Here is a 19,930-nt window from a genome sequence, read left to right as displayed (position 1 = left end):
TCACGTCAAGACTTGAGCCTCGTTTCTTCGGCGAGAGCGTCGAGCATTGCTCGCACATCATCTTCCCCCACGTTGAGTGTCAGTGAAATGCGCAGGCGGGCCGTGCCAGCCGGCACAGTCGGCGGCCGAATTCCGCGGATATCGAAGCTCCGGGCCTGCAATGCAGAGGCGAGCCGGATTGCGCGGGCGTTCTCGCCAACGATATAGGGCACGATCTGTGAGTCCGAGGGACTTTTGAGACCGCGCACGCGGAGTTCCCGGTGCGTAAACGCGACCAGGTCGGCCAGACGCTTCTGCCGCTCGGGTTCCTCTTGCAGGATCAAGAGCGCCTCCCGTACGGCCACGGCCATCAATGGCGAAGGGGCGGTCGCAAAAATAAATGGACGGCAGCGATTGACCAGGAAGTCGCGCAGCGCTCGTACGGTAGTCACCAATGCCCCGGCAGCTCCCAGAGCCTTGCCACAGGTATGAAGCACGAGGACATTCTCGCGCCTCTCATAAGGCGCCGTGAGTCCTCTTCCGCGCTCGCCGTAAACGCCTGTAGCGTGGGCTTCATCGACCATCAGAAACGCATCGTACCGATCGGTGATCACCACCAGGTCTTTCAGCGGCGCGAAATCGCCGTCCATACTGTAGAGACTTTCAACGACGATCCAGACGCGGCCGACGCCGCCGTTTGTGCGCCACTCACGAATCGTGTCTTCGACGGATAGGGGATCGTTATGCTCGCTGATCCGAAAATCGGCCCGGCTGGCGCGCGCACCTTCATGAATACTTGCGTGCACGAGAGAGTCGAGAACAAGCAGATCGTCCCGCTGCGGGAGCGTGGTCAGGACGGCAACATTTGCGACATAACCGCCGCCAAAGAAGAGCGCCGTCTCTGTTCCAAAGAATTGAGCCGCCTCTGCTTCGAGAGCCTCATGTTCTTCGCAATTGCCGCGCAGAAGCCGCGAGCCGCCGGCGCCGACTGGCGTTCCGGCCTCAAGTGCAGCGCAGATCGCGTTTTTCATACGCGGCGCGCTCGCCAGCGCCAGATAATCGTTCGATGTAAAATCGATCCCACCGCGCGGCCCGAGGGCGCGGAGCCGATCGTCTTTCAGCGCGTGCAGGGCCGCAACATAGCCGCCGACCTTGGCGCGTGGTTTGGCTTCATTCCTCACCTGCATACTCAAATCGATCTCGTCAAAAGTCCTGATAGCGGAGCGGTCAACTGCCCCAGCACCGCTTAGACAATTTTCAGTTGCGCAAGATGCGATTTTCTCGATCAACCAGCACAACGCGGGGCCTAAAGGTTTTGGCTTCAGTCTCATCAAACGAGGCATATGCAACGATAATGAGCTTGTCTCCGGGTATGGCGAGACGCGCAGCCGCGCCGTTCAGGCCTACAGTGCCGGACCCTTCGGGTGCCTCGATCGCGTAAGTGGCAAACCGTGCTCCGGTATCGACGTTGTAGATTTCGACGCGTTCATTGACCAGGACTCCAGCCGCGTCCAACAGCTTTCGATCAATTGAAATCGATCCTTCATAATGCAGGTCGGCCTCTGTGACCGAGGCCCGATGGATCTTGCCCTTCATCAACGTAATTCGCATTTTGGACCTAAGCTGGAGTTTGCTCGAGCGTGCTTGCCGACTGTTCTAGCTGGGCAAGCCCGCACGCGATGCCGAGCCGACTCAGCAAATTCGTGTCTCGATTGGCATTCGCGTTTCTGGTGGTCAACAGCATATCGCCGATGAAGATCGAATTTGCGCCCGCCAAAAAGCTCAGCGCCTGGAGTTCATCAGTCATGTACTTCCGTCCGGCCGATAAGCGCACCACGCTCTTCGGCATCATGATCCGGGCCGTTGCGATCAACCGCACCAGCGCGATGGGATCCAAACGGTCCGCTGTATGACTGACGGGAACGCCCTTGACCTCGTTCCACAAGTTGATCGGCACGCTTTCTGGATGTGAGCGCAGATTGGCGAGCAACACGAGCATGGCGAGGCGGTCCTCGACCCGCTCGCCCATGCCAACAATACCGCCACAGCAGACTTTGATGCGAGCCCGGCGTACATGTTCTAGAGTCTCGATGCGATCTTGCAGAATGCGGGTGGTGATGATCTTGCCGTAGAAATCCGGCGAGGTGTCGATATTGTGATTGTAGAACTCTAGCCCGGACTCGGACAGCCGCACTGCCTGCTTGGCTGTTAGCATGCCGAGCGTGACGCAGGTTTCCAATCCAAGATTTTTAACTGCGCTCACCATGGCAGGGACCCGATCGAGGTCCCGCTCTTTTGGGCTGCGCCAGGCCGCCGCCATGCAAAAGCGGGTTGCGCCCGCCTCCTTCGCGCGCTCCGCTTTGACCACTACGTCTGCGCAATTCATGAGACGGGTTGCTTTCAAGCCGGTGTCATAGTGCGCGCTCTGCGAACAGTAGCTGCAGTCTTCCGGACACCCGCCTGTCTTGATGCTGAGGAGACTTGCGGCTTCAACGCGGTTTGGATCGAAATGATCGCGATGAGCGCTCTGTGCCTGATACATCAGATCGGCAAAAGGAAGACCATAGAGCGCTTCGGCCTGAACGCGCGTCCAATCACTGCGAACTGCCGAGGCGCCACTCCGTCCGTTTCGTACCGTTTCAACACCAACGCTCATCGGGCACCTTGGCTCATCATAGATAATCGTGTGAACTATCCATAGTCATCGCTTTTGAATAAATGCTAGTCCAACTCGTCTGCGGATGCACCCGTTTTTGCGATAGATAATCTATGATCGGTGATGCGACGACAATTGTAACACGCATTGCCGACTCGATCGGCGAACGCATTATCAGCGGCGCACTGCTGCCAGGGGTCCCACTCCGACAAGATCACGTCGCGCGAGAGTTCAATTCCAGCCACGTCCCTGTGCGCGAAGCCTTTCGACAACTTGAAGGCCAATACCTTGTCATGGCTCAGCCACGTCGCGGAGTACGTGTTGCACCGCTTGATGCCAAGTCCGTGAAGGAGATCGCCGAGATGCGCGCCGCCCTCGAAGTGGTCGCGCTGCGCAATTCGGCTCCAAAGCTCACCTCCGCAGATTTAGCACGGGTCGAGCTCGCCTTGATTGACGGAGACAACGCCGAGACCATCGAGGAGTTCGAAAAGGCCAATCGCTTATTTCACCAAGCGCTGGTAGCCTCCTGCGGGATGCCGCGGCTGCTCGCCAGCCTCGACGGACTACAGCTTGCAAATTCAAGATTGGTCTTCGCGATGGCGCGGTCTGCAGGGTGGCGACCTCGGTCGAATCAGGATCACCGCCTGATTCTGCAAGCGCTGCGGGCGCGTAACCTCGATCAAGCTTGCAATCTGCTCGCGCGCCACATTCAAACGATTGAGCGCCTTGCATTTCTCGCCTGAGGACGAGGAAAGCGGTTTGACGAATTCCTTCGGACCGCTCGCCCGCAACAACGTCATAGGCTCATGCTCCTGCCGCTCGACCGGGCTATACGATCGAGCGTTGCAGTGAGTTCGATCTCGCGATAGTCATACGACCTGCCTTCGGTTCAATGCAGAGTCATTGATGATTCGTCACACCGTTTTGTTCTCCGCCAAAGATAAGGCTCATATCGACCAAATTATCGATGGCCTATCCGTTCTTACCACAATCCCGCACGCGCGGCGGCTCGAGATTGCTCGCAACTGCAAGACCGACGAGCTCGCCAATGACATTGACGTCGTGGTCTATGGTGAGTTCGAAAATGAGAGGGAACTTGCGGCGTACAAGGCGCATGATCTATATCAGGAGTCCATCAGGCGGGTCCGTCCGCTTCGGGAGCTGCGGTTCGCGGCGGACTACACTGTGTTGACGGATGCGCGTTCTGCTTGAACGAGAACGATAAGACAACGCGATCAGCGCATCGGGTCCATTGATGCAGAATAAGGCAGATGATAGGGCTCGCGAGCCGACGGAGCTCCAACGAGCGGCACTCTCGTTAGAATTGACGTCACAAGTGCTGCGCGTTTTATTGCACTCCAGCTGACAGCGATCAATAGGCCGATGCACGTCCGCGAATTGCAGTGGATTGAACCCGTTACGGCGATGCGACGTCTCGCGCGTCGACCTCACCTCACGTTTCTCGATAGTGCAGCAAGACAGGGGTGCTTGGGCGCTACTCCTATCTAACATGCGATCCATTCGGGATTTATATGATCGTGGACGGACGAGCGAGTTGGAATGGAGATGCTCTCAAGGGCGATCCATGGGACGCGCTCCGCGCGATTCTGGCCAAGTATCCTCAAGAGCATCGCCCGGACCTCCCCCCCTTTCAGGGAGGCGCAGCTGGCTTTTTTGCTTACGATCTGAACACGCATTGGAGCGACTACCGCTGCCTGCAATTTCTGGTCAGCGTTTGCCTCAGTCCATCCTGCACTTTTACGACCTCGTTGTCTGCTTCGATCACCGTCTGGGCAGATGCTGGATTGTATCCTCCGGATGGCCGGAGCGGGATCCCGGACGCCGTACCGAGCGCGCAGGTCGGCGCGCCCATGAGTTTGCAGCTCTTCTCGCGCGCCGAATGTCGCCGCCGAACAACTCCACGGCCACAGTGGGCTCTTGGCATTCGAACTTCAGCCGTGAAGGCTATATTGCGGCGGTACAGCGCGTGATCGACCTGATCCTGGCTGGCGATGTCTTTCAAGCAAATATTGCGCAGCGATTCAGCGCCAGGCTATCGACTTCATTTGATCCACTTGCCTTCTACTGCCGGCTGCGGTCAGTGAACCCGGCGCCCTTTTCGGCCCTGCTGCGTTACGGGACGCTGACCATTGCATCAAGTTCGCCGGAACGCTTTTTGAAGCTCGACGGACAAACAGTCGAGACACGACCGATCAAGGGCACGATTGCGCGTTCCGCTGATGCGACAGAAGATCGATGTCGCGCTGAAGCCCTTCTTGCGTCCGAAAAGGACCGCGCCGAGAACACGATGATTGTTGACCTCTTGCGCAACGATCTCTCGCGGGTTTGTACTCCGGATTCTGTCGATGTTCCCGCCCTATGCAACCTCGAATCCTATGCCTCGGTGCACCACCTCGTGTCGATCGTTGTGGGGCAACTCGCAGAGGGGCAGGACGCCATCAGCGCACTCCGAGCTTGCTTTCCCGGCGGCTCCATTACCGGGGCGCCTAAGATTCGATCGATGGAAATCATAGCGGAAATCGAACGAGCCGCACGACAGGTCTATTGTGGATCGATCGGCTTCATCGGCTTCAACAGATGCATGGACACGAACATTGCGATCCGCACTGTGACGATGGACGACGGGCAGGCCGTGTTTCATGCGGGAAGCGGGATCACCGCGATGTCGGATCCCGCGGCCGAATATGACGAGACGCTCGCCAAGGCAGAGCGAATCTTTGACGCGTTTCGTCCTGAGACGTATGTTGCAACTTGATTGTTATCATCGACAATTACGACTCCTTCGTCTTCAACATTGCGCGCTACTTCCGCAAGCTTGGCGAAGCAACGGAGGTGATCCGAAATGATGCGCTAAGCGTCCCCGATCTTGTCGGCGTCAATCCACGCGCGGTGGTCATCTCGCCGGGCCCCTGCACTCCACTAGAGGCCGGAATATCGACCGCAGTCGTCGGCGAGCTTTCCGGTCGCGTTCCGATTCTCGGCATCTGCCTCGGACACCAGTCCATTGGCAGCGTTTTTGGCGGAAGCATCGGGCGCGCACGTCGTCCCATGCACGGCCGCTCCTCACATGTAACCCATGATGGTCGAGGGCTGTTCCAAGGACTTCCATCCCCACTTTGCGTTGGGCGCTACCATTCTCTTGTTGTTGAACTCGATGAATCGTGCGCACCGCATCTTGCGGTAACAGCCCGTTCCGACGATGGCGAGATCATGGCCCTCGCACACCGCTCACACCCGACCTACGGGGTACAATTCCATCCAGAATCGATCCTTACCCAACAAGGTCATGCGCTTCTTATGAATTTCCTCCGGCTCGCAACTGAGTTCGTTGGCCCGGCCGTCTAGACAAATTTGTAGAGGTCAGGAAGAATGGCTGGGCCCCTCTGCCACTCGACCCAGCTTAGGTCGATGACCGCCCCTCAGCGAGAGATCGATTGCAGGACTTCCGCGCTGATTAAGTAACATCGTCGCCCGACTTGAAACCAACCGGTCTCCTCAACCAGCTCGCCCAAACTCACGTGAGATGTAAAAAGGCCCCCGGCGGGCATGCCGGAGGCCTTCCTTGGAGGTCGAACTTAGATTTGGTTCTCCTTCTGCTAGGTTTGTTAGAAGCTGCGCTGAGCTCGGAGCAACAGGACGAGGCTGTTCTGATCTTTGAGCTCGTAGGCAGCTCCGGGCTTTGCGGTCCCTGATTGCAGCGGAAGAGTCACGGTGCTTCCGCTTGCAAATTTCTGATCGAGCATCACGTACGCGAGTTCGCCCGTGAAGGTCAGGTTCTTGACAGGCGTCCACCCCGTCTTCGTGCCGATAACAGCGTAATTAAAGTCGGGATTGCAGCCGGCAAGACCGCTCGAGAGAGCAACAGTTGCGACGACCGCGCCGCAGATGTAGCCCTTAGCCGTGTTGTTGTACCGCACAGCAGCCCACGCGCCGAAGACGGACGTATTCCAGTAGGGATCCCAATTGTGGGTGTAGCCACCGTTGAAGCCGTACGTCGTGGTTAGCTGCTGACCGGCACCCGTGACGAATACGGAATCAGAGACACCAGCAAAGCCGAGACTTTGATATGCTCCAGCCAGACCCGAACCACCGTACATCGCGTAGGTGCTGGGCATAAAGTCCTCGAAGTTATATCTGCTCGCCCCGTTGGTATACACGGCTGTCAAGTTGATCGTGTCACCAGGACCGGTGGGAAGATTCTTGATGGACAACGCCACTTGTCCAGCCCAGCCCCACTTGTCGCCTGGATGACCGGTCGTTTCGTCGGCGCCATAGTAGGCAGCGTGGTTGTCATGCGCGGCGAACGACGCCTGGAAAAGCCCCCAAGCCTGGTCGACGCGGACTCTCGCCACAAGGTCCGGAGCTCGCGAACCGCCGATATCGTTGGCACCGTAAGCCCCGGTCGCAATACCTGCGGCCGTCGCGCCACTCACGTTCCAAATGTTGGTCGTGTAGTTTGCGACCTGATCTTGGAGTGAGAAAGAAGCCGTAATGCCCTGACCGAAATCGGCGGTGTAAGAGACCTGATTCACCGGATCCCAACCAGCGGCTCCTGGCATTTCCAGATTGTTCGCGGCGTATGAGCCCCACGGAGTTCTGAACTGCGACTCGGCCTTACCAAATGTAAACCCGGCGAACTGGATAAAGGCATAGTAAACACCGAGCGACCCACCAGCGATGGCAGAACCGACCGACGACGTGTAAGTGGTCGAACCGTTTACGGCAGTTGTGCCAGCACCGGCATAGGTGCCGCTGGTCCAGGTGAAAACGAGTTCAGCGAATGTCCGGACCACTCCGTACTCGGTCGCGGTGCGCGTATCGATCTGCAGATCCTGGCGGGTTCGCCAAGTATAATAATTGCTGAGCCGGTTCCGTGCACCCGCCACGCCGCTGGTTGCACCATCAAAGTCGCTACTCGTGCCCAGCACGGTATCGGCGCGGAGATACCCACCGAGCTTGATGCACGTGTCAGTGCCAGGAATGTAGTAGAATCCCGCGCCATATAGCGAACAGATCTTCACGTATTCGATCGCTTTGGCCTTTACAGGCAGGTCGGCAGCCTGCACCCCACCTGCAGCGATTAGTCCCGCCGCCGAAGCGAGCAAAAGGCTCTTCATGATCTTCATAAACGTCCTCCAAATTCTCTGGTCAAGATGACGGCTCACCCATTACGGAAGAGCTCTTCACCTCTGCCCCCGCCCCCAAATCATTCTCGACCTGCAGGGGATCCTCGAACGCCAACTGGCAACTTGAAACCAGTGAACGTCGCGGTACGGATCATTCCGCAACTCGCTCGCTTACGTTGACAGATTGCGTTCGGTGTTGAATGAGAAACTTCGTACGTAACGGACGAATGGAGGCAACCGCTCTGCGGCCGTGCTGTTGTCACCTCATATCCGTACGTATCGTACGCGTTTCTCTCGTACGTTCTCTACAACGTGCTGCCTAGTCGACACCTAGGACCTCATCCGACACGACGAGCATGGCAGATGCTTAGCAGTTGCTAATGCCGCGGTGCATATGCAGCTTCAGGTCGGAGAGCCAGCCTCCAATCAGCGCGATAGATGCAGGCTAACGATGACTCGCGTGTGAGCCACTATCATTCATCATCCCAGGCGTTCGTATGAAGACGACCACACGCTGCGCAGACGTCGATTGCCGACGCGATTAACCTAAGGTGCCGCTGAGAATGACGGCGCTCGTCGCGACTTCTTCTGCTTTCAGGCGTGCGGCGCGCTCCGCGAGGTTTATCGCATACGCGGCGGCAAGATTGGTGGAAAGCATTGAGATGGTCACGTGACATGGAATCGCATCCTTCGCAATTCGCAGCAAAACGCCTCGCCCGACCGATGTGGACCGCCACGTCTCTTGTGGGCGCCGCCAGTCGATCCCGGACAGCGAGGGGGATTGAGGAATGTCCCCAATAGTGAGTCTGACGAATAATTTCCGGAGATGGTCGAGGTTGGGGATCCTCACCATTCTTTGTGCGGCCGGTCATTTCGAGTGATCAGGAAGATCGGCCAGCGAGGCCGAGGGATTCCCGCTTCGTATGAAGCTGAGTATCGCGCAGGAAGCAGTCCTCTGATTCAAGCAACCGCAATCGGATATTATGGAGAAGAAGCAAATCAGATTAAGCTGAGTGTGGAGGCTCTACTCGACCTTTAATCGACAGCGGATTGTCCCGACGCACATGAGCATGGATCCAGCCGCTCTTTGTTGACGCTGACGCCCGCGCTCCGACGCCAGATCGTCGAAGACGTCGCCGCGATTTTGGCGGAGATCCCTCATGAAGTCCGAGCTGGTCACACCGAGCCGCTTGGCGCGCCAAGCCGTAGTATACATCCGGCAGTCGACGTCCCACCAGGTTGTAAGGCCTCGCTCATGAATAAGTGAATCTGCGTTTGCTCGCGATTTCAAGTGGTGGGATTCCCGTCCGGGTATGATGCTTGTAGCATCTGCTTGTGATTGATGAATCGGCCATCCGTGGGCGATTTGAGGCGCTCGATCCTTTGCTGGACGAACGCGGACGGCGGCGTTTTGTGGCGGCGGAGGCCTTGACGGCCGGCCATGGAGGCATTGTCGCGGTGTCGCGGGCCACCGGGGTCGCCCGTAGCACCATCGGGCGGGCACTCGCGGAGTTGCGCTGTGGTGAGGAGCTTGATCCAGAACGGGTCCGCAGGCCAGGTGGCGGACGCAAGCCGCTGATTGCGACGGATCCTCGTCTTCTCGATGATCTGCGCTCACTGGTCGAGCCGGCAACGCGAGGTGATCCGCGATCGCCGATGTTGTGGACCTCGAAGAGCTTGGGCAAGCTTACCGAGGGCTTGGGCCGCATGGGCCATACGATCGGGCGTACCCTGGTCGGCAAGCTGCTGCACCAGCTCGATTATAGTTTGCAGGCCAACCGCAAGACGCGAGAGGCATCGAACCATATCGATCGCGACACCCAATTCCACTACATCAACGATCGCGTCAAAGAGGCGCTTGCCTCCGGCAACCCGGCGATCTCCGTCGAAACCAAAGAAGGAGTTGGTTGGCGATTTCAAAAACGGCGGACGGGAATGGCGGCCGAAGGTGGCACCCGTGCACGTCCACGACTTCGTCATTCCAGAACTCGGGCGAGCGGTGCCCTATGGTATCTACGACATCGCCGGCAACACCGGCTGGGTTAGCGTAGGCATCGACCATGATACCGCCGCTTTCGCAACCAATGCCATCCGGAGTTGGTGGCAATTGATGGGCCACGAGCGCTATCCCAAGGCCAAAAGCCTGCTGATCACTGATCACCGCCGAGGCGGCGGCAGCAACGGCTCACGGGTGCGGCTGTGGAAGCTGGAGCTGCAAAAGCAGGCCGACGAACTCGACATCCCGATCACCGTCTGTCACTTGCCGCCAGGCGCCAGCAAATGGAACAAAATCGAGCATCGCCTCTTCTCCTTCATCACCAGCAACTGGCGTGGAAAGCCGCTGATCAGCCATCAGGTCATCGTTCAGCTGATCGGCGCAACAACTACAAAAGCCGGTCTCAAGGTCCGTTGCCAGCTCGATCCCACGACCTACCCTGCCGGCATCAAGGTCTCCGACGACGAACTCGCTGCCGTGAATATCACCCGACATGAATTCCACGGCGAAGGGAATTATACAATCAGCCCAAAGCCACGCGCCTTGCAGCGTTAATTAGCGGACGACGCCTAAGCAATCAGAAGAGCCTGCGCCCTCAATACGCGCTTCGCCAGCGCGCCCGCGAACTCGGATGGCGCGAGGCGGCGATCGACGTGATTAATGCGTGCGGCGCGGCAATCAGGATGGAAGTGCAGCGTCAATCAGGATGAGAGAGCTTCGCCGGGCTCGTGACGCAGGGAGGGCGTAGCCCGACCGGAGTTAGGAGCCCGGCGACGGCGCGATCCGAGCGGACCGCGCCGTCTGGTGATCGCGGCTGGCCGGTGATGGATGGTTCTTCTCGCCAAAGAGGAATCACCCGTTGCCAGGCTGCCATGTCACCGATCACCAGATGAGGCTCTACATGAAGTTCCGTCAAACCAATTCGCCGCCAGAGGCGGCCGCGAAGGCGTCGTTCAGTTCGTCGACCGCCTATCGGCTCGAGAAGGATCTGCGTCTTCCGTCGCAAAAGAAGTCACCGCGGCAAAGGCGCCGGCCGGATCCCTTGGCCAACGTCTTCGGCCTGGAGGTCGTGCCGATGCTGAAGGCGGCTCCCGGCGTGCGGCCTGTGGCGATCTTCGAGGAGATGCTCCGACGCCATCCTGAGCTGGGGGCTGGAATCCGCCGCACGCTCGAGCGCCGGATTCGCGCCTGGCGGGCGATCCACGGCGAGGAGCAGGAGGTCATCTTCCGCCAGACCCACGAAGTGGGCCAGGTCGGCCTGTCCGACTTCACCGATATGGGCGAGCTTGGGGTCGCCATCGCTGGCGTGACGCTCGATCATCGCCTCTATCACTTCCGGTTGGCCTATTGCGGGTTTGAACACGCCCATGTTGTGCTCGGTGGCGAGAGCTTCGTCGCATTGGCCGAAGGGCTGCAGAATGCCCTGTGGTCGCTCGGTGGGGCACCGCGGGAGCATCGGACCGACAGCCTGTCGGCCGCCTTCTGCAATCTCGATCGCAATGCAAGGGACGATCTGACCAAGCGGTACGAGGACCTCTGCGCTCACTACGGCATGCGGCCTTCCCGCAACAATCGCGGCATCGCCCACGAGAACGGGGCGATCGAGAGCTCGCATGGCCATCTCAAGCGGACAATCGCCGATGCGCTGCTGTTGCGCGGCACTGCCGACTTCGATGATCTTGCCGCCTATCGAGGCTTCATCGACGAGATCGTCAGCCGCCGCAATGCCCGCAACGCCAAGCGGATCGACCACGAGCGCGCCACCCTGCAGGCGTTGCCAGATCGCCGCACCTCGGACTACGAGGAGGTGATTGTCCGCGTGACGTCAAGCGGCGGCGTCACCTTGCGCAAGGTGTTTTACACCGTGCCGTCGCGTTTAATCGGGCACCAACTGCGGGCGCGTCTTTACGACGATCGTTCCGACGTGTTTGTCGGCGGCACCCATCTCGTCACCCTGCCGCGTGGGCGGCGGCATCCCAACGGTAAGCACGATCAGGTCGTCGATTATCGGCACGTGATCCATTCCTTGCGGCGCAAGCCAATGGCGCTGCTCAATCTCGTCTACCGTGATCGGCTGTTCCCGCGCGATGCCTATCGCCGAACCTTCGATTGCTTGCGCGAACGGCTACCGGACAGGAAAGCCTGCCGGATCATGGTCGATCTGCTCGCACTGGCCCATGAGCGCGGCTGCGAGGCCGAACTCGCCAATCAGCTCGCGACCGAGCTTGATGCCGGCCGACTGCCCGACCTCAACCGGCTGCGCGCTTACTTCGCTCCCGATCCGGCCTGCGTGCCGCTCGTCGTGGTGCAGCTCGCACCGCTCGCCACTTATGAGTGCCTCGTCGGTGCTGGCGAGATCGGAGGTGCCGCATGAGCACGGCCAACACCATTGACACCGCGCGCCTCAATCTGTTGCTCAACGAGTTGCGGCTGCCAGCCATCAAGGTGCTGTGGCCGCAATTTGCCGAGCAGTCCGACAAGGAAGGCTGGCCGGCAGCCCGCTTCCTCGCCACCATTGCCGAGCACGAGATCGCCGAACGCGGCCGCCGCCGCGTCGAGCGCCATCTCGTCGAGGCGCGGCTGCCCGCTGGAAAGACCTTCGACAACTTCGACTTTGAGGCTGTGCCGATGATCTCCAAGGCGCAGGTGACCGCGCTCGCCGCCGGCGATGGTTGGCTCGGCAAGGGCGCCAATCTGCTGCTGTTCGGCCCGCCCGGCGGCGGCAAGAGTCACTTGGCGGCAGCCATCGGCCTGGCCCTTATCGAGAACGGATGGCGCGTCCTCTTCACCCGCACCACCGATCTCGTCCAGAAGCTCCAGGTAGCGCGGCGCGAGCTCAATCTCGAGGCCGCCATTAACCGCCTCGATCGCGCGACCTCCTGATCTGCGATGATCTTGCCTACGTCACCAAGGACCAGGCCGAGACCAGCGTGCTGTTCGAGCTCATCAGCGCTCGCTACGAGCGGCGTTCCATGCTGATCACCGCCAATCAGCCCTTTGGAGAGTGGAACAGGGTCTTCCCGGATCCTGCTATGACGCTCGCCGCCATCGATCGCCTCGTTCACCACGCCACCATCGTCGAGATGAACGTCGAAAGCTATCGCAGGCGCACCGCGCTCGAGCGGAAGCGTGGTCCAGGGCGACCATCCTCGCACGCGACACCAAAAACATTCGCTGATTGACGCTCCGCGACAATCAGCGCGAACAAAACTCTTGCGCGCGACAATCATCGCGGCAATCATCACCTCGCCGCGACACCGACTCCCCATCCTGATTGTCGCGCGCTTCCCATCCAGATTGTCGCGCTATATTAATGCGGATCTCGGGTTGAGCGGCGCGCCTATAGCACGTAACGCCTTCAAAGAACTCGTTGGCCGTGTTGGCCTGTTGGCCTGAGTGAAGTGGGACCCATCCTCTCGATCGACGTGACCCGCTTGGCGCGTAATTGTACCGACTGGTATCCGCTCCCGGATATCTGCCGTCTACGTCGCTGCCTGATCGCCGACCGCGATGGTGTCTATGATCCGAGCACTCCGAACGGACGGTTACTTCTCGGGCTGAAGGGTGCGATCTACGAGCTTGAACTACATACGATCCGCAGCCGGCTGACCGCCGGCCTGCTGGCTAAAGCCGAACGCGGCGAACTTGCGGTAATGCTGCCAATTGGGCTGATGCGGGACCCGAGCTACGTGTCGTTAAGGATCCCGACATGGCCGTGCAAGGGCGGCTCGGTCTCGTCTTCCAGTTGCTCCTGCAGCTGCGAAGCGTTGCCAAAGTCATGCGAGCGTTGAACGGCGTGACCTGAAACTGCCGCGTCGTGATCGGGATGGCGACTTGTGCGCTGGACGCGCGCGACGCTGGCTGCTGTCGCGGCGATCTTAAAGAACCCCGCATACGCAGGCGCCTTTGCCTATGGGCTCGCTTGATCGACTGGCCGATCCGAGTCCGATTTTTTTCTCCCGACTGGAATGAATTCCCGCCGCGAAGATAATACCCTTCTTCGGATGGCGTCAGCCCGGAGCGACGCGAAAACCTGGGATCCTGTCGTCACGATCTCGACCAGCGGCTGGCCCGGGCAATGCTGCTCGGACCGAGTTCCAACTCACGGCGCGGCTGCGCATGCTGATGTATCTCGCGCGAAGAAGCGCGGCATACCGCGGCCGTCCTCTTGGCGCGACAGATACTGAACATGTTGTGATGAGCGCCAGCAAAAAGCGTGAATGGTTCAATGGGAGGCAGTGCAGTTCTCATAGGCTAGTTGCGGCTGCCGAGCCGAGCCGGGGCGCCAAGTCACTTCAATCGAAACCCAACTACTGCGCCCTTCGCCGAAGATCAACTAGTCCTGCTAACAAGCTCACCCAACTACACCAATCTGCCAGGGTACAAACTCATATCGGCCGACGTTCAAATTCTCACTCTTGCTACGCACGCCGGAGGCCGTCCTCAGGATCAAGTCGAAGATACGTTGGCCCATCTCCCGTACACTGACCGTACCGTCAAGGATTTCACCGCAATTGGCGTCCATATCTTCCTCCAGCCGGCGAAACATGGGGGTGTTACTGGCCAGCTTTATAGACGGCGACGGCTTAGCTCCGAACATGGAGCCTCGTCCCGTAGTAAAGGCAATAAGATTTGCTCCGCCTGCGACCTGCCCTGTTGCGGAAACTGGATCAAACCCCGGCGTATCCATGAAAACAAGACCGCGCTCTAACACGGGCTCTGCATACCTGTAGACAGCCATTAAGGGGCTCGTGCCTCCTTTCATTGCGGAGCCAAGCGATTTCTCAAGAATATTTGCAAGGCCGCCTATCTGATTGCCGGGACTCACGACGCCGTTGATTTGGACGTCGCGCCCGGCGGTGTATTCGTCTTTCCACCAGCGGAGGCGCTCAATCAACTTTTCTCCCACCTCGCGGCTTACGGCGCGGCGCGTGAGCACGTGTTCTACGCCATAAATCTCTGGAGTTTCAGATAGAACGGCAGTGCCGCCATTACGGATCAGGATGTCGACCGCTACTCCCAATGATGGATTGGCCGTAATGGAAGAAAATGCATCAGAGCCGCCACACTGGAGTCCAACAGTGAGATGACTGGCCGGCACTGTCGTCCGCCTTGCGCGATCAGCCTCGGGGAGCAGTTCTTTGACAGCAGCGATGCCGGCTTCGATCGTCTTCCGTGTACCGCCGACTTCTTGCATTGTGAATGTACGTAAGCTCGCCCCCATCTCAAGGTTCTGCGACGACATCAGTCCAGCGACTTGGTTGCGCTCGCAGCCCAGGCCGACAACCAGAACTGCAGCGAGGTTAGGATGGCGAATGTAACCCGCCATCGTTCGGCGCAGGAGATCCATCGGCTCTCCCGTCATTTCCATGCCACAACCCATGGCATGCGCGAATGCCACGACGCCGTCAACGTTTTGATATGCTGCTAACCGCTCGGAAGTGAACCAGTCCGCGATCCCATGGACGGCAGTCGCCGAGCAATTCACCGTTGAAATCACGCCAATATAGTTACGAGTCGCGACGCGACCGTCCGGGCGGACAATACCTTGAAATACCGCTCGGCTTGCTGGCGGAAGCAGTTCAACCGGACGATAATCACGGGAGTGGGCATAGTCTCGATCAAATTCGCGAAATTTGATGCTATCATTGTGAATGACGGCGCCGGCCGGAATGTCTTCCGACGCAAAACCAATGACTACATTATACTTGCGGATTTCTACGTCGCGCTTGATCGGGCTCGAAGCGAGCTTTTGACCGGCCGTTACGCAGTCTTGCGCTACAATTCCTTCACTAGGCAACTCCGTGCCTGCAGCGATCGCCACGCGCGCAATCACAATGTTATCGTCCTTATGGAGCCGGATTACCAAGCCGGTCATTTGCGGCTCGAGCCGTTCAGCCATGAAAGCGATCTCCAATTAGTTCACGAAATGAAGGAGGCCAGGCGGCTCAAGGCTCCGCCATCGCGGGGTGACCGCGAGGGTCCTCTGAGTATTCAGCGTCTCCTCATCCGAGCACGACAGCATTATGCTGGCCCGCTGATGAGTAAACGAGCGGAAGCAATCTGGCTCCAATGAGGTGGCCTAAGCATGAGTCGTCCGGCGCAGGAGTGGCGATGTGCATGAATGATCGCCAACCGTCAGCATACGATCTGCTATTCAGAGATGGAACGCTCATTTTTGGAAGCGAAGAACGTCTCTATTTGTCCTATTAACCTTCCTTCTAGCGGCCGGCAAAGCTCCAGCTTGCCTCAGGAAGGTACGTCTCTTTTATGACGCGTGGAGAGGTCCACCGCAGAAGGTTCATCCAGGACCCTGCTTTGTCGTTCGTGCCACTCGCCCTTGCGCCGCCGAAAGGTTGCTGTCCAGTTACCGCACCTGCGCTCTTATAGTTGACGTAAAGGTTGCCTGCGGCGTTAGCGAGAATGGTTTCGGCTTGAAGCAGAGCCTTGCGGTCCACGCAGTAGATTGAACCCGTTAACCCGTAGTCGCTGGTAGAGTCGACGAGCCGCAAGGTCTCCTCCCACGCGGCATCGTCGTAAACGAAGACGGCCAGCACTGGTCCGAACAGCTCATGGCACATTAGCTCATGCTTTGGGTCAAACACTTCGATCACAGTCGGTTCGACAAACCAGCCCGGATCGGTCCACGACTTGCCACCGCAAACAATGCGCGCACGAGTATCGTCCTTCGCCTTCCCGATACGTGTCGCTAGACGGTCTTGGGAAGCGCCGTCGATGACAGCTCCCATAAACGTATCGCGGTTCGCGACATCGCCAGTTTGAAGCAACTCTATACGCTCGTGCAAATTCGATTTGACTGCAGGCCAGAGGCTCTTAGGGATGTAGGCGCGCGAAGTAGCGCTACATTTTTGACCTTGATATTCAAACGCACCACGGATCAACGCGGTTGTGACCGCAACTGCATCCGTCGAGGGGTGAGCGATGAGGAAGTCCTTGCCGCCCGTCTCTCCTACCATACGCGGGAAAGTGCGATAGCGTTCGATGTTGGTTCCGATTGAACGCCATAGAGACTTGAAAACGTGGGAGGATCCAGTGAAATGTAGGCCCGCGAGATCTGGTGACTCCAGCACGACGCTACTCGTCTTAGCCGGATCTCCCGGGACAAAATTTATGACGCCCGGAGGTAGGCCAGCCTGCTCCAGAATCTCAAAAAAGCGATAGTTGGCTAAAACGGACTTGTCTGATGGCTTCCAGACGCAAACGTTTCCCATCAGCGCCGGACCACAGGACAGGTTAGCGCCGATTGCTGTGAAATTGAACGGACTGACCGCATATACAAATCCCTCCAACGGACGCCAATCAGAGCGATTCACGGCGCTGGGCACGGTAAGCGGCTGGCTTGTATAGATTTTTTGCGCCTCGAACACGTTGAAGCGCATGAAGTCAATTAGTTCGCCTGCTGCATCTGGTTCGGCCTGGTCTATGGTCTTGCTCTGCCCAAGCATTGTGACAGCCGTCATCATATGACGGCGCTCGTGCGCGACAATCTCGGCGGCTCTCAAAAATACGCTCGCGCGCTTATCGAACGGCAGACCCGACCACTCCCGTGCCGCTTTTAGTGAATCCGCAATAGCAGCCCGGACGTCGGTATCTGATGGGCGATGGATACGCGCGAGAAGACGCCCTCGGTCATGCGGCGCCCGGACCTCTTGAACATCATTGGAGAAGATCCGGCGACCGCCGACGACAGCCGGAATTTCGACAACATCCTGCGAGTTCAGATGGCGTTCAAGCTCCTCGCGTGCACTCGGATTGCCATGGTAGTCAAACTCTGGTTCATTGGACGGTCGCGGGAACGTCGGGAAGCCATTCATGTTGGTCGTTCTTTCTAACGCGGACTGAACAACGTCACGATGATCGTGAAGATGTTGGAGCCGACTTTCCAGTAAGGAGGAATGTTCTTTCTTGTTCGGATCACGGTGATTGAGCGAGGCGGTGCGGCCGCCGCAGAAGAAATGGGTTTGAGAGTTCTGTTTTCATCGTTGAACGGTAGAGTAAGTGTGGAGTCGCACAGGTGAGAGGTCAGTCACAAAGCCGCCGCGCGAAGAACCCCGAAGGTCATCACGACCAGCGGCCTTCATGGAGAAGGCCGCGAGAACTTGATCGCTCGCCCTAAATGGCTCGACGATGCATAGAGTTTTCTACCCAGCGTCTGAGTCTCGATTAGGCATGGGGCGCTTGAATGCCGCGGACCAAATCAGCAACGGTATCGCTCACAACGGAAGCGCTGAGGGGCGCCCGCCGCGCGGCTAAAGCGGCACGAGCGTCGCACTGCACCGCAGTGCGTAGTCCAGCCGGTGCCCTTAGCACCGCATTCGCAAATGCGACGCTCGCTTCGGTTGGCCATACCTCTTCATACTCGCCACGGCCATGCCCATGCGTGACGGTAGGCACTGACGTGTGAGTAGCAGCCATTTTCTCGCGGCGCCGTGTTGTCGCCGGAGTATCAAGAATGCCCGACTTGACTATGACGCCATAGACTTCTGCTGCTTCTGCCTCATCTAGAAGGCCGTTCGTTACATCCTCCACAACGAGAGCAGCGGGACGCGTCGTCGGATCGCCAAACCCGCCCCCCGACGGCGAGACCATTAGTATCCGGTCTCCTCGTTGCATTGAAAGCACGCCACCGCGACCAAAGGTCGTTTTCTCACCCCCACGCAACAACCAAGTCTCGCCGCTGCGGCCGGGATGGCCGCCCTGCACGCCCCAAGGCTGAAACCGGAACCGATCCAAGCCACGCACCATAATTTTCGCCTGGGCGGCTTGACACTCAACTTCGATGCATACCGAAGCGCCACCCCGATAGCGACCATGGCCAAAACTTGATGGTACTAACGCATGCTGCCGGATTACTAGTGGGGTTTCGGCTTCCACATACTCGACGGGCGAACTTTTCAAATAGTTGACCAGAGTATCGGTCGCATCCACGCCGTCGGCTCGGTAGCGCCCCCCCGATCCGCCTGAGAATGGTTCGACCACTTCCACTCGCGTCCGCCCGCTGTGTTCCTGCCAGGAAACGGCGATATTGCCGGCTTGGCCTGCGCCGCTGGCGATAATGCCACCATCAACCGCTTGGTTGAGACACCCCATCAGCGCGTCGTAGCAGCGCATAACCGTCATCCAGCGATTACCCATGGCCGCGGGATACTCCGCGTTCATCACCGTGCCAGAGGGCGCATGACTACGCATTGGTCGCAGAACCCCACTGTTCACTGGAGTGGAGGGTTCGATTGAGTAGATGTAGTTGGTTAGCCCAAGACAGAGAGATGAATGCGCACGCATGCCCCCAGTGATAAAGTTTGAAGCGGCCTGCACCTGGGGATCGCTACCCGTGTAATCAATTTCCGCTTCATCGCCCGCAATGCGCAACCGACAATGAATATGCACGGGATCTTTCGTGCCGCTGCCCTCAAGATAATCGGAGAATTCATACTCGCCGTCGCGCAATTTGGCGATCACAGATCGTGCCTTTGCCTCCGCATAGTCCATTACGTCGTTGATCCCTTGGCGAAGGGCAACCACGCCGACACGCTCGCAAAGGTCGTTCATCCTCAGTTCGAGCACCCTCAAACCGGCCATCATTGCTTCGAGATCACCCCAGAGGGCGTCTCCGATTCGAGAGTTATCTTGCAGGAAGTTGCGAAGATCATCGTTCATCACCCCGCCGCGTATCAGCTTGGTGGGACGAATCCGGAAGCCTTCCTGATGACATTCATGCAGGTCTGGCGAGACGCTCCCGGGCACGGCGCCGCCGATGTCCGTGCAATGGATGAAGCACCAAGCGAACGCGACCAGATCTTTGCCATAGAACAGCGGCAGCGCCAGATAGATATCCATCTGATGTGTAACAAGCCCACCGCTATGGAAGGGGTCATTGGTAATCAGCAAATCCCCGGGGGCGATGTCCGAATAATGCTGAAGGAAAGGTGCGAGCGTTCGCTCGGTGCCGGTGGCAGAACCGGTGTACAACGGCATGGCGAAGCTCTCGCCACTCGGGCTTGCAAGCGCAACTGAGAAATCCTGTGTCTGTTTGATGAACGTCGTGTGCGCTGTACGAAAGGCGACTGTGGCCGCCTCTTCTGTCATCGCGGCAAACCGATTCTTCATAATTTCAGTGCGTGCGATATCCAT

At 58.5% G+C, this 19,930-nt stretch carries 14 protein-coding genes and 2 pseudogenes; 8 read left to right on the top strand and 8 right to left on the bottom strand.

All coding sequences use genetic code 11. The annotated features are described in order from the left end of the window. Positions 1–5: 5 nt before the first annotated feature. From IVB13_RS33675 to bioB, 3 genes are all read right to left on the bottom strand, one after another. The gene (locus IVB13_RS33675; RefSeq protein WP_247491711.1) at positions 6–1,166 is read right to left on the bottom strand and encodes an 8-amino-7-oxononanoate synthase; all 1,161 of its coding nucleotides are present in this window, start codon (positions 1,164–1,166) and stop codon (positions 6–8) included. 70 nt (positions 1,167–1,236) lie between these two features. Then, positions 1,237–1,590, bottom strand: a complete 354-nt coding sequence (gene panD, locus IVB13_RS33670; RefSeq protein ID WP_247491501.1) for an aspartate 1-decarboxylase — start codon at positions 1,588–1,590, stop codon at positions 1,237–1,239. Positions 1,591–1,597: 7 nt separating this feature from the next. Further along, complete coding sequence (gene bioB / locus IVB13_RS33665; protein ID WP_247491499.1) at positions 1,598–2,635, bottom strand: biotin synthase BioB; 1,038 nt, start codon at positions 2,633–2,635, stop codon at positions 1,598–1,600. A gap of 113 nt (positions 2,636–2,748) precedes the next feature. On the opposite strand from bioB, the gene IVB13_RS33660 reads away from it, so the two are divergent. The 4 genes and pseudogenes from IVB13_RS33660 to IVB13_RS33645 all read left to right on the top strand — a co-directional run bounded on the left by IVB13_RS33660 (position 2,749) and on the right by IVB13_RS33645 (position 6,001). Then, positions 2,749–3,378 carry a GntR family transcriptional regulator gene (locus IVB13_RS33660; protein ID WP_247491465.1) on the top strand — a complete coding sequence of 210 codons (630 nt, stop codon included), beginning with the start codon at positions 2,749–2,751 and terminating at the stop codon, positions 3,376–3,378. A gap of 163 nt (positions 3,379–3,541) precedes the next feature. Then, a complete protein-coding gene (locus IVB13_RS33655; RefSeq protein ID WP_247491463.1) occupies positions 3,542–3,847 on the top strand; it encodes a Dabb family protein in 306 nt (101 codons plus the stop codon). A 171-nt stretch (positions 3,848–4,018) separates the two neighbouring features. Further along, positions 4,019–5,411 (top strand): annotated as a pseudogene (gene pabB / locus IVB13_RS33650) (aminodeoxychorismate synthase component I). Beyond that, positions 5,408–6,001 (top strand): aminodeoxychorismate/anthranilate synthase component II, encoded by a 594-nt coding sequence (locus IVB13_RS33645; RefSeq protein ID WP_247491461.1) that lies wholly within the window; start codon positions 5,408–5,410, stop codon positions 5,999–6,001. The pseudogene pabB and the gene IVB13_RS33645 overlap by 4 nt, the downstream one beginning before the upstream one ends. Before the next feature lie 260 nt (positions 6,002–6,261). On the opposite strand, the gene IVB13_RS33640 is transcribed toward IVB13_RS33645, so the two are convergent. After that, positions 6,262–7,782, bottom strand: coding sequence for a porin (locus IVB13_RS33640; protein WP_247491460.1), 1,521 nt, complete (start codon positions 7,780–7,782; stop codon positions 6,262–6,264). A gap of 541 nt (positions 7,783–8,323) precedes the next feature. Further along, positions 8,324–8,452, bottom strand: coding sequence for a hypothetical protein (locus tag IVB13_RS40250; protein WP_256467191.1), 129 nt, complete (start codon positions 8,450–8,452; stop codon positions 8,324–8,326). 665 nt (positions 8,453–9,117) lie between these two features. Between IVB13_RS40250 and IVB13_RS33635 the strand changes: the two genes are divergently transcribed. From IVB13_RS33635 to IVB13_RS33620, 4 genes and pseudogenes are all read left to right on the top strand, one after another. Beyond that, a protein-coding gene (locus IVB13_RS33635) for an ISAzo13 family transposase (protein WP_247491458.1) occupies positions 9,118–10,333 on the top strand; the annotation gives its coding sequence in 2 pieces (ribosomal slippage) (positions 9,118–9,677 and positions 9,676–10,333; 1,218 coding nt in all). A gap of 334 nt (positions 10,334–10,667) precedes the next feature. Continuing rightward, complete coding sequence (gene istA, locus IVB13_RS33630; protein WP_247491709.1) at positions 10,668–12,152, top strand: IS21 family transposase; 1,485 nt, start codon at positions 10,668–10,670, stop codon at positions 12,150–12,152. Further along, positions 12,149–12,960: pseudogene (gene istB, locus IVB13_RS33625) on the top strand (IS21-like element helper ATPase IstB). The gene istA and the pseudogene istB overlap by 4 nt, the downstream one beginning before the upstream one ends. Before the next feature lie 219 nt (positions 12,961–13,179). Then, complete coding sequence (locus IVB13_RS33620; RefSeq protein ID WP_346732293.1) at positions 13,180–13,569, top strand: recombinase family protein; 390 nt, start codon at positions 13,180–13,182, stop codon at positions 13,567–13,569. Between the two features lie 563 nt (positions 13,570–14,132). Here the strand turns inward: IVB13_RS33620 and IVB13_RS33615 are convergent. From IVB13_RS33615 to IVB13_RS33605, 3 genes are all read right to left on the bottom strand, one after another. After that, entirely contained in the window at positions 14,133–15,656 is a 1,524-nt protein-coding gene (locus IVB13_RS33615; RefSeq protein WP_247491705.1) for an altronate dehydratase, read from the bottom strand. A 343-nt stretch (positions 15,657–15,999) separates the two neighbouring features. Next, entirely contained in the window at positions 16,000–17,613 is a 1,614-nt protein-coding gene (pruA, locus tag IVB13_RS33610; protein ID WP_247491456.1) for an L-glutamate gamma-semialdehyde dehydrogenase, read from the bottom strand. Positions 17,614–17,962: 349 nt separating this feature from the next. Beyond that, the gene (locus IVB13_RS33605; RefSeq protein WP_247491454.1) at positions 17,963–19,930 is read right to left on the bottom strand and encodes a hydantoinase B/oxoprolinase family protein; all 1,968 of its coding nucleotides are present in this window, start codon (positions 19,928–19,930) and stop codon (positions 17,963–17,965) included.

Origin of the sequence: Bradyrhizobium sp. 17, assembly GCF_023073515.1 — a bacterium.
Taxonomy (GTDB): Bacteria; Pseudomonadota; Alphaproteobacteria; order Rhizobiales; family Xanthobacteraceae; genus Bradyrhizobium; species Bradyrhizobium canariense_D.
The sequence above is the reverse complement of the archived record's forward strand: the minus strand, read 5'-3'. Positions and strand labels throughout refer to the sequence as shown.

Coding starts and splice junctions, on each gene's coding strand:
- IVB13_RS33655 (WP_247491463.1), top strand. CDS start 3,542: ATGATTCGTCACACCGTTTTGTTCTCCGCCAAAGATAAGGCTCATATC.
- panD (WP_247491501.1), bottom strand. CDS start 1,590: ATGCGAATTACGTTGATGAAGGGCAAGATCCATCGGGCCTCGGTCACA.
- IVB13_RS33605 (WP_247491454.1), bottom strand. CDS start 19,930: ATGGATATCGCACGCACTGAAATTATGAAGAATCGGTTTGCCGCGATG.
- pruA (WP_247491456.1), bottom strand. CDS start 17,613: ATGAATGGCTTCCCGACGTTCCCGCGACCGTCCAATGAACCAGAGTTT.
- IVB13_RS33640 (WP_247491460.1), bottom strand. CDS start 7,782: ATGAAGATCATGAAGAGCCTTTTGCTCGCTTCGGCGGCGGGACTAATC.
- IVB13_RS33615 (WP_247491705.1), bottom strand. CDS start 15,656: ATGACCGGCTTGGTAATCCGGCTCCATAAGGACGATAACATTGTGATT.
- bioB (WP_247491499.1), bottom strand. CDS start 2,635: ATGAGCGTTGGTGTTGAAACGGTACGAAACGGACGGAGTGGCGCCTCG.
- istA (WP_247491709.1), top strand. CDS start 10,668: ATGAGGCTCTACATGAAGTTCCGTCAAACCAATTCGCCGCCAGAGGCG.
- IVB13_RS33675 (WP_247491711.1), bottom strand. CDS start 1,166: ATGCAGGTGAGGAATGAAGCCAAACCACGCGCCAAGGTCGGCGGCTAT.
- IVB13_RS33660 (WP_247491465.1), top strand. CDS start 2,749: ATGATCGGTGATGCGACGACAATTGTAACACGCATTGCCGACTCGATC.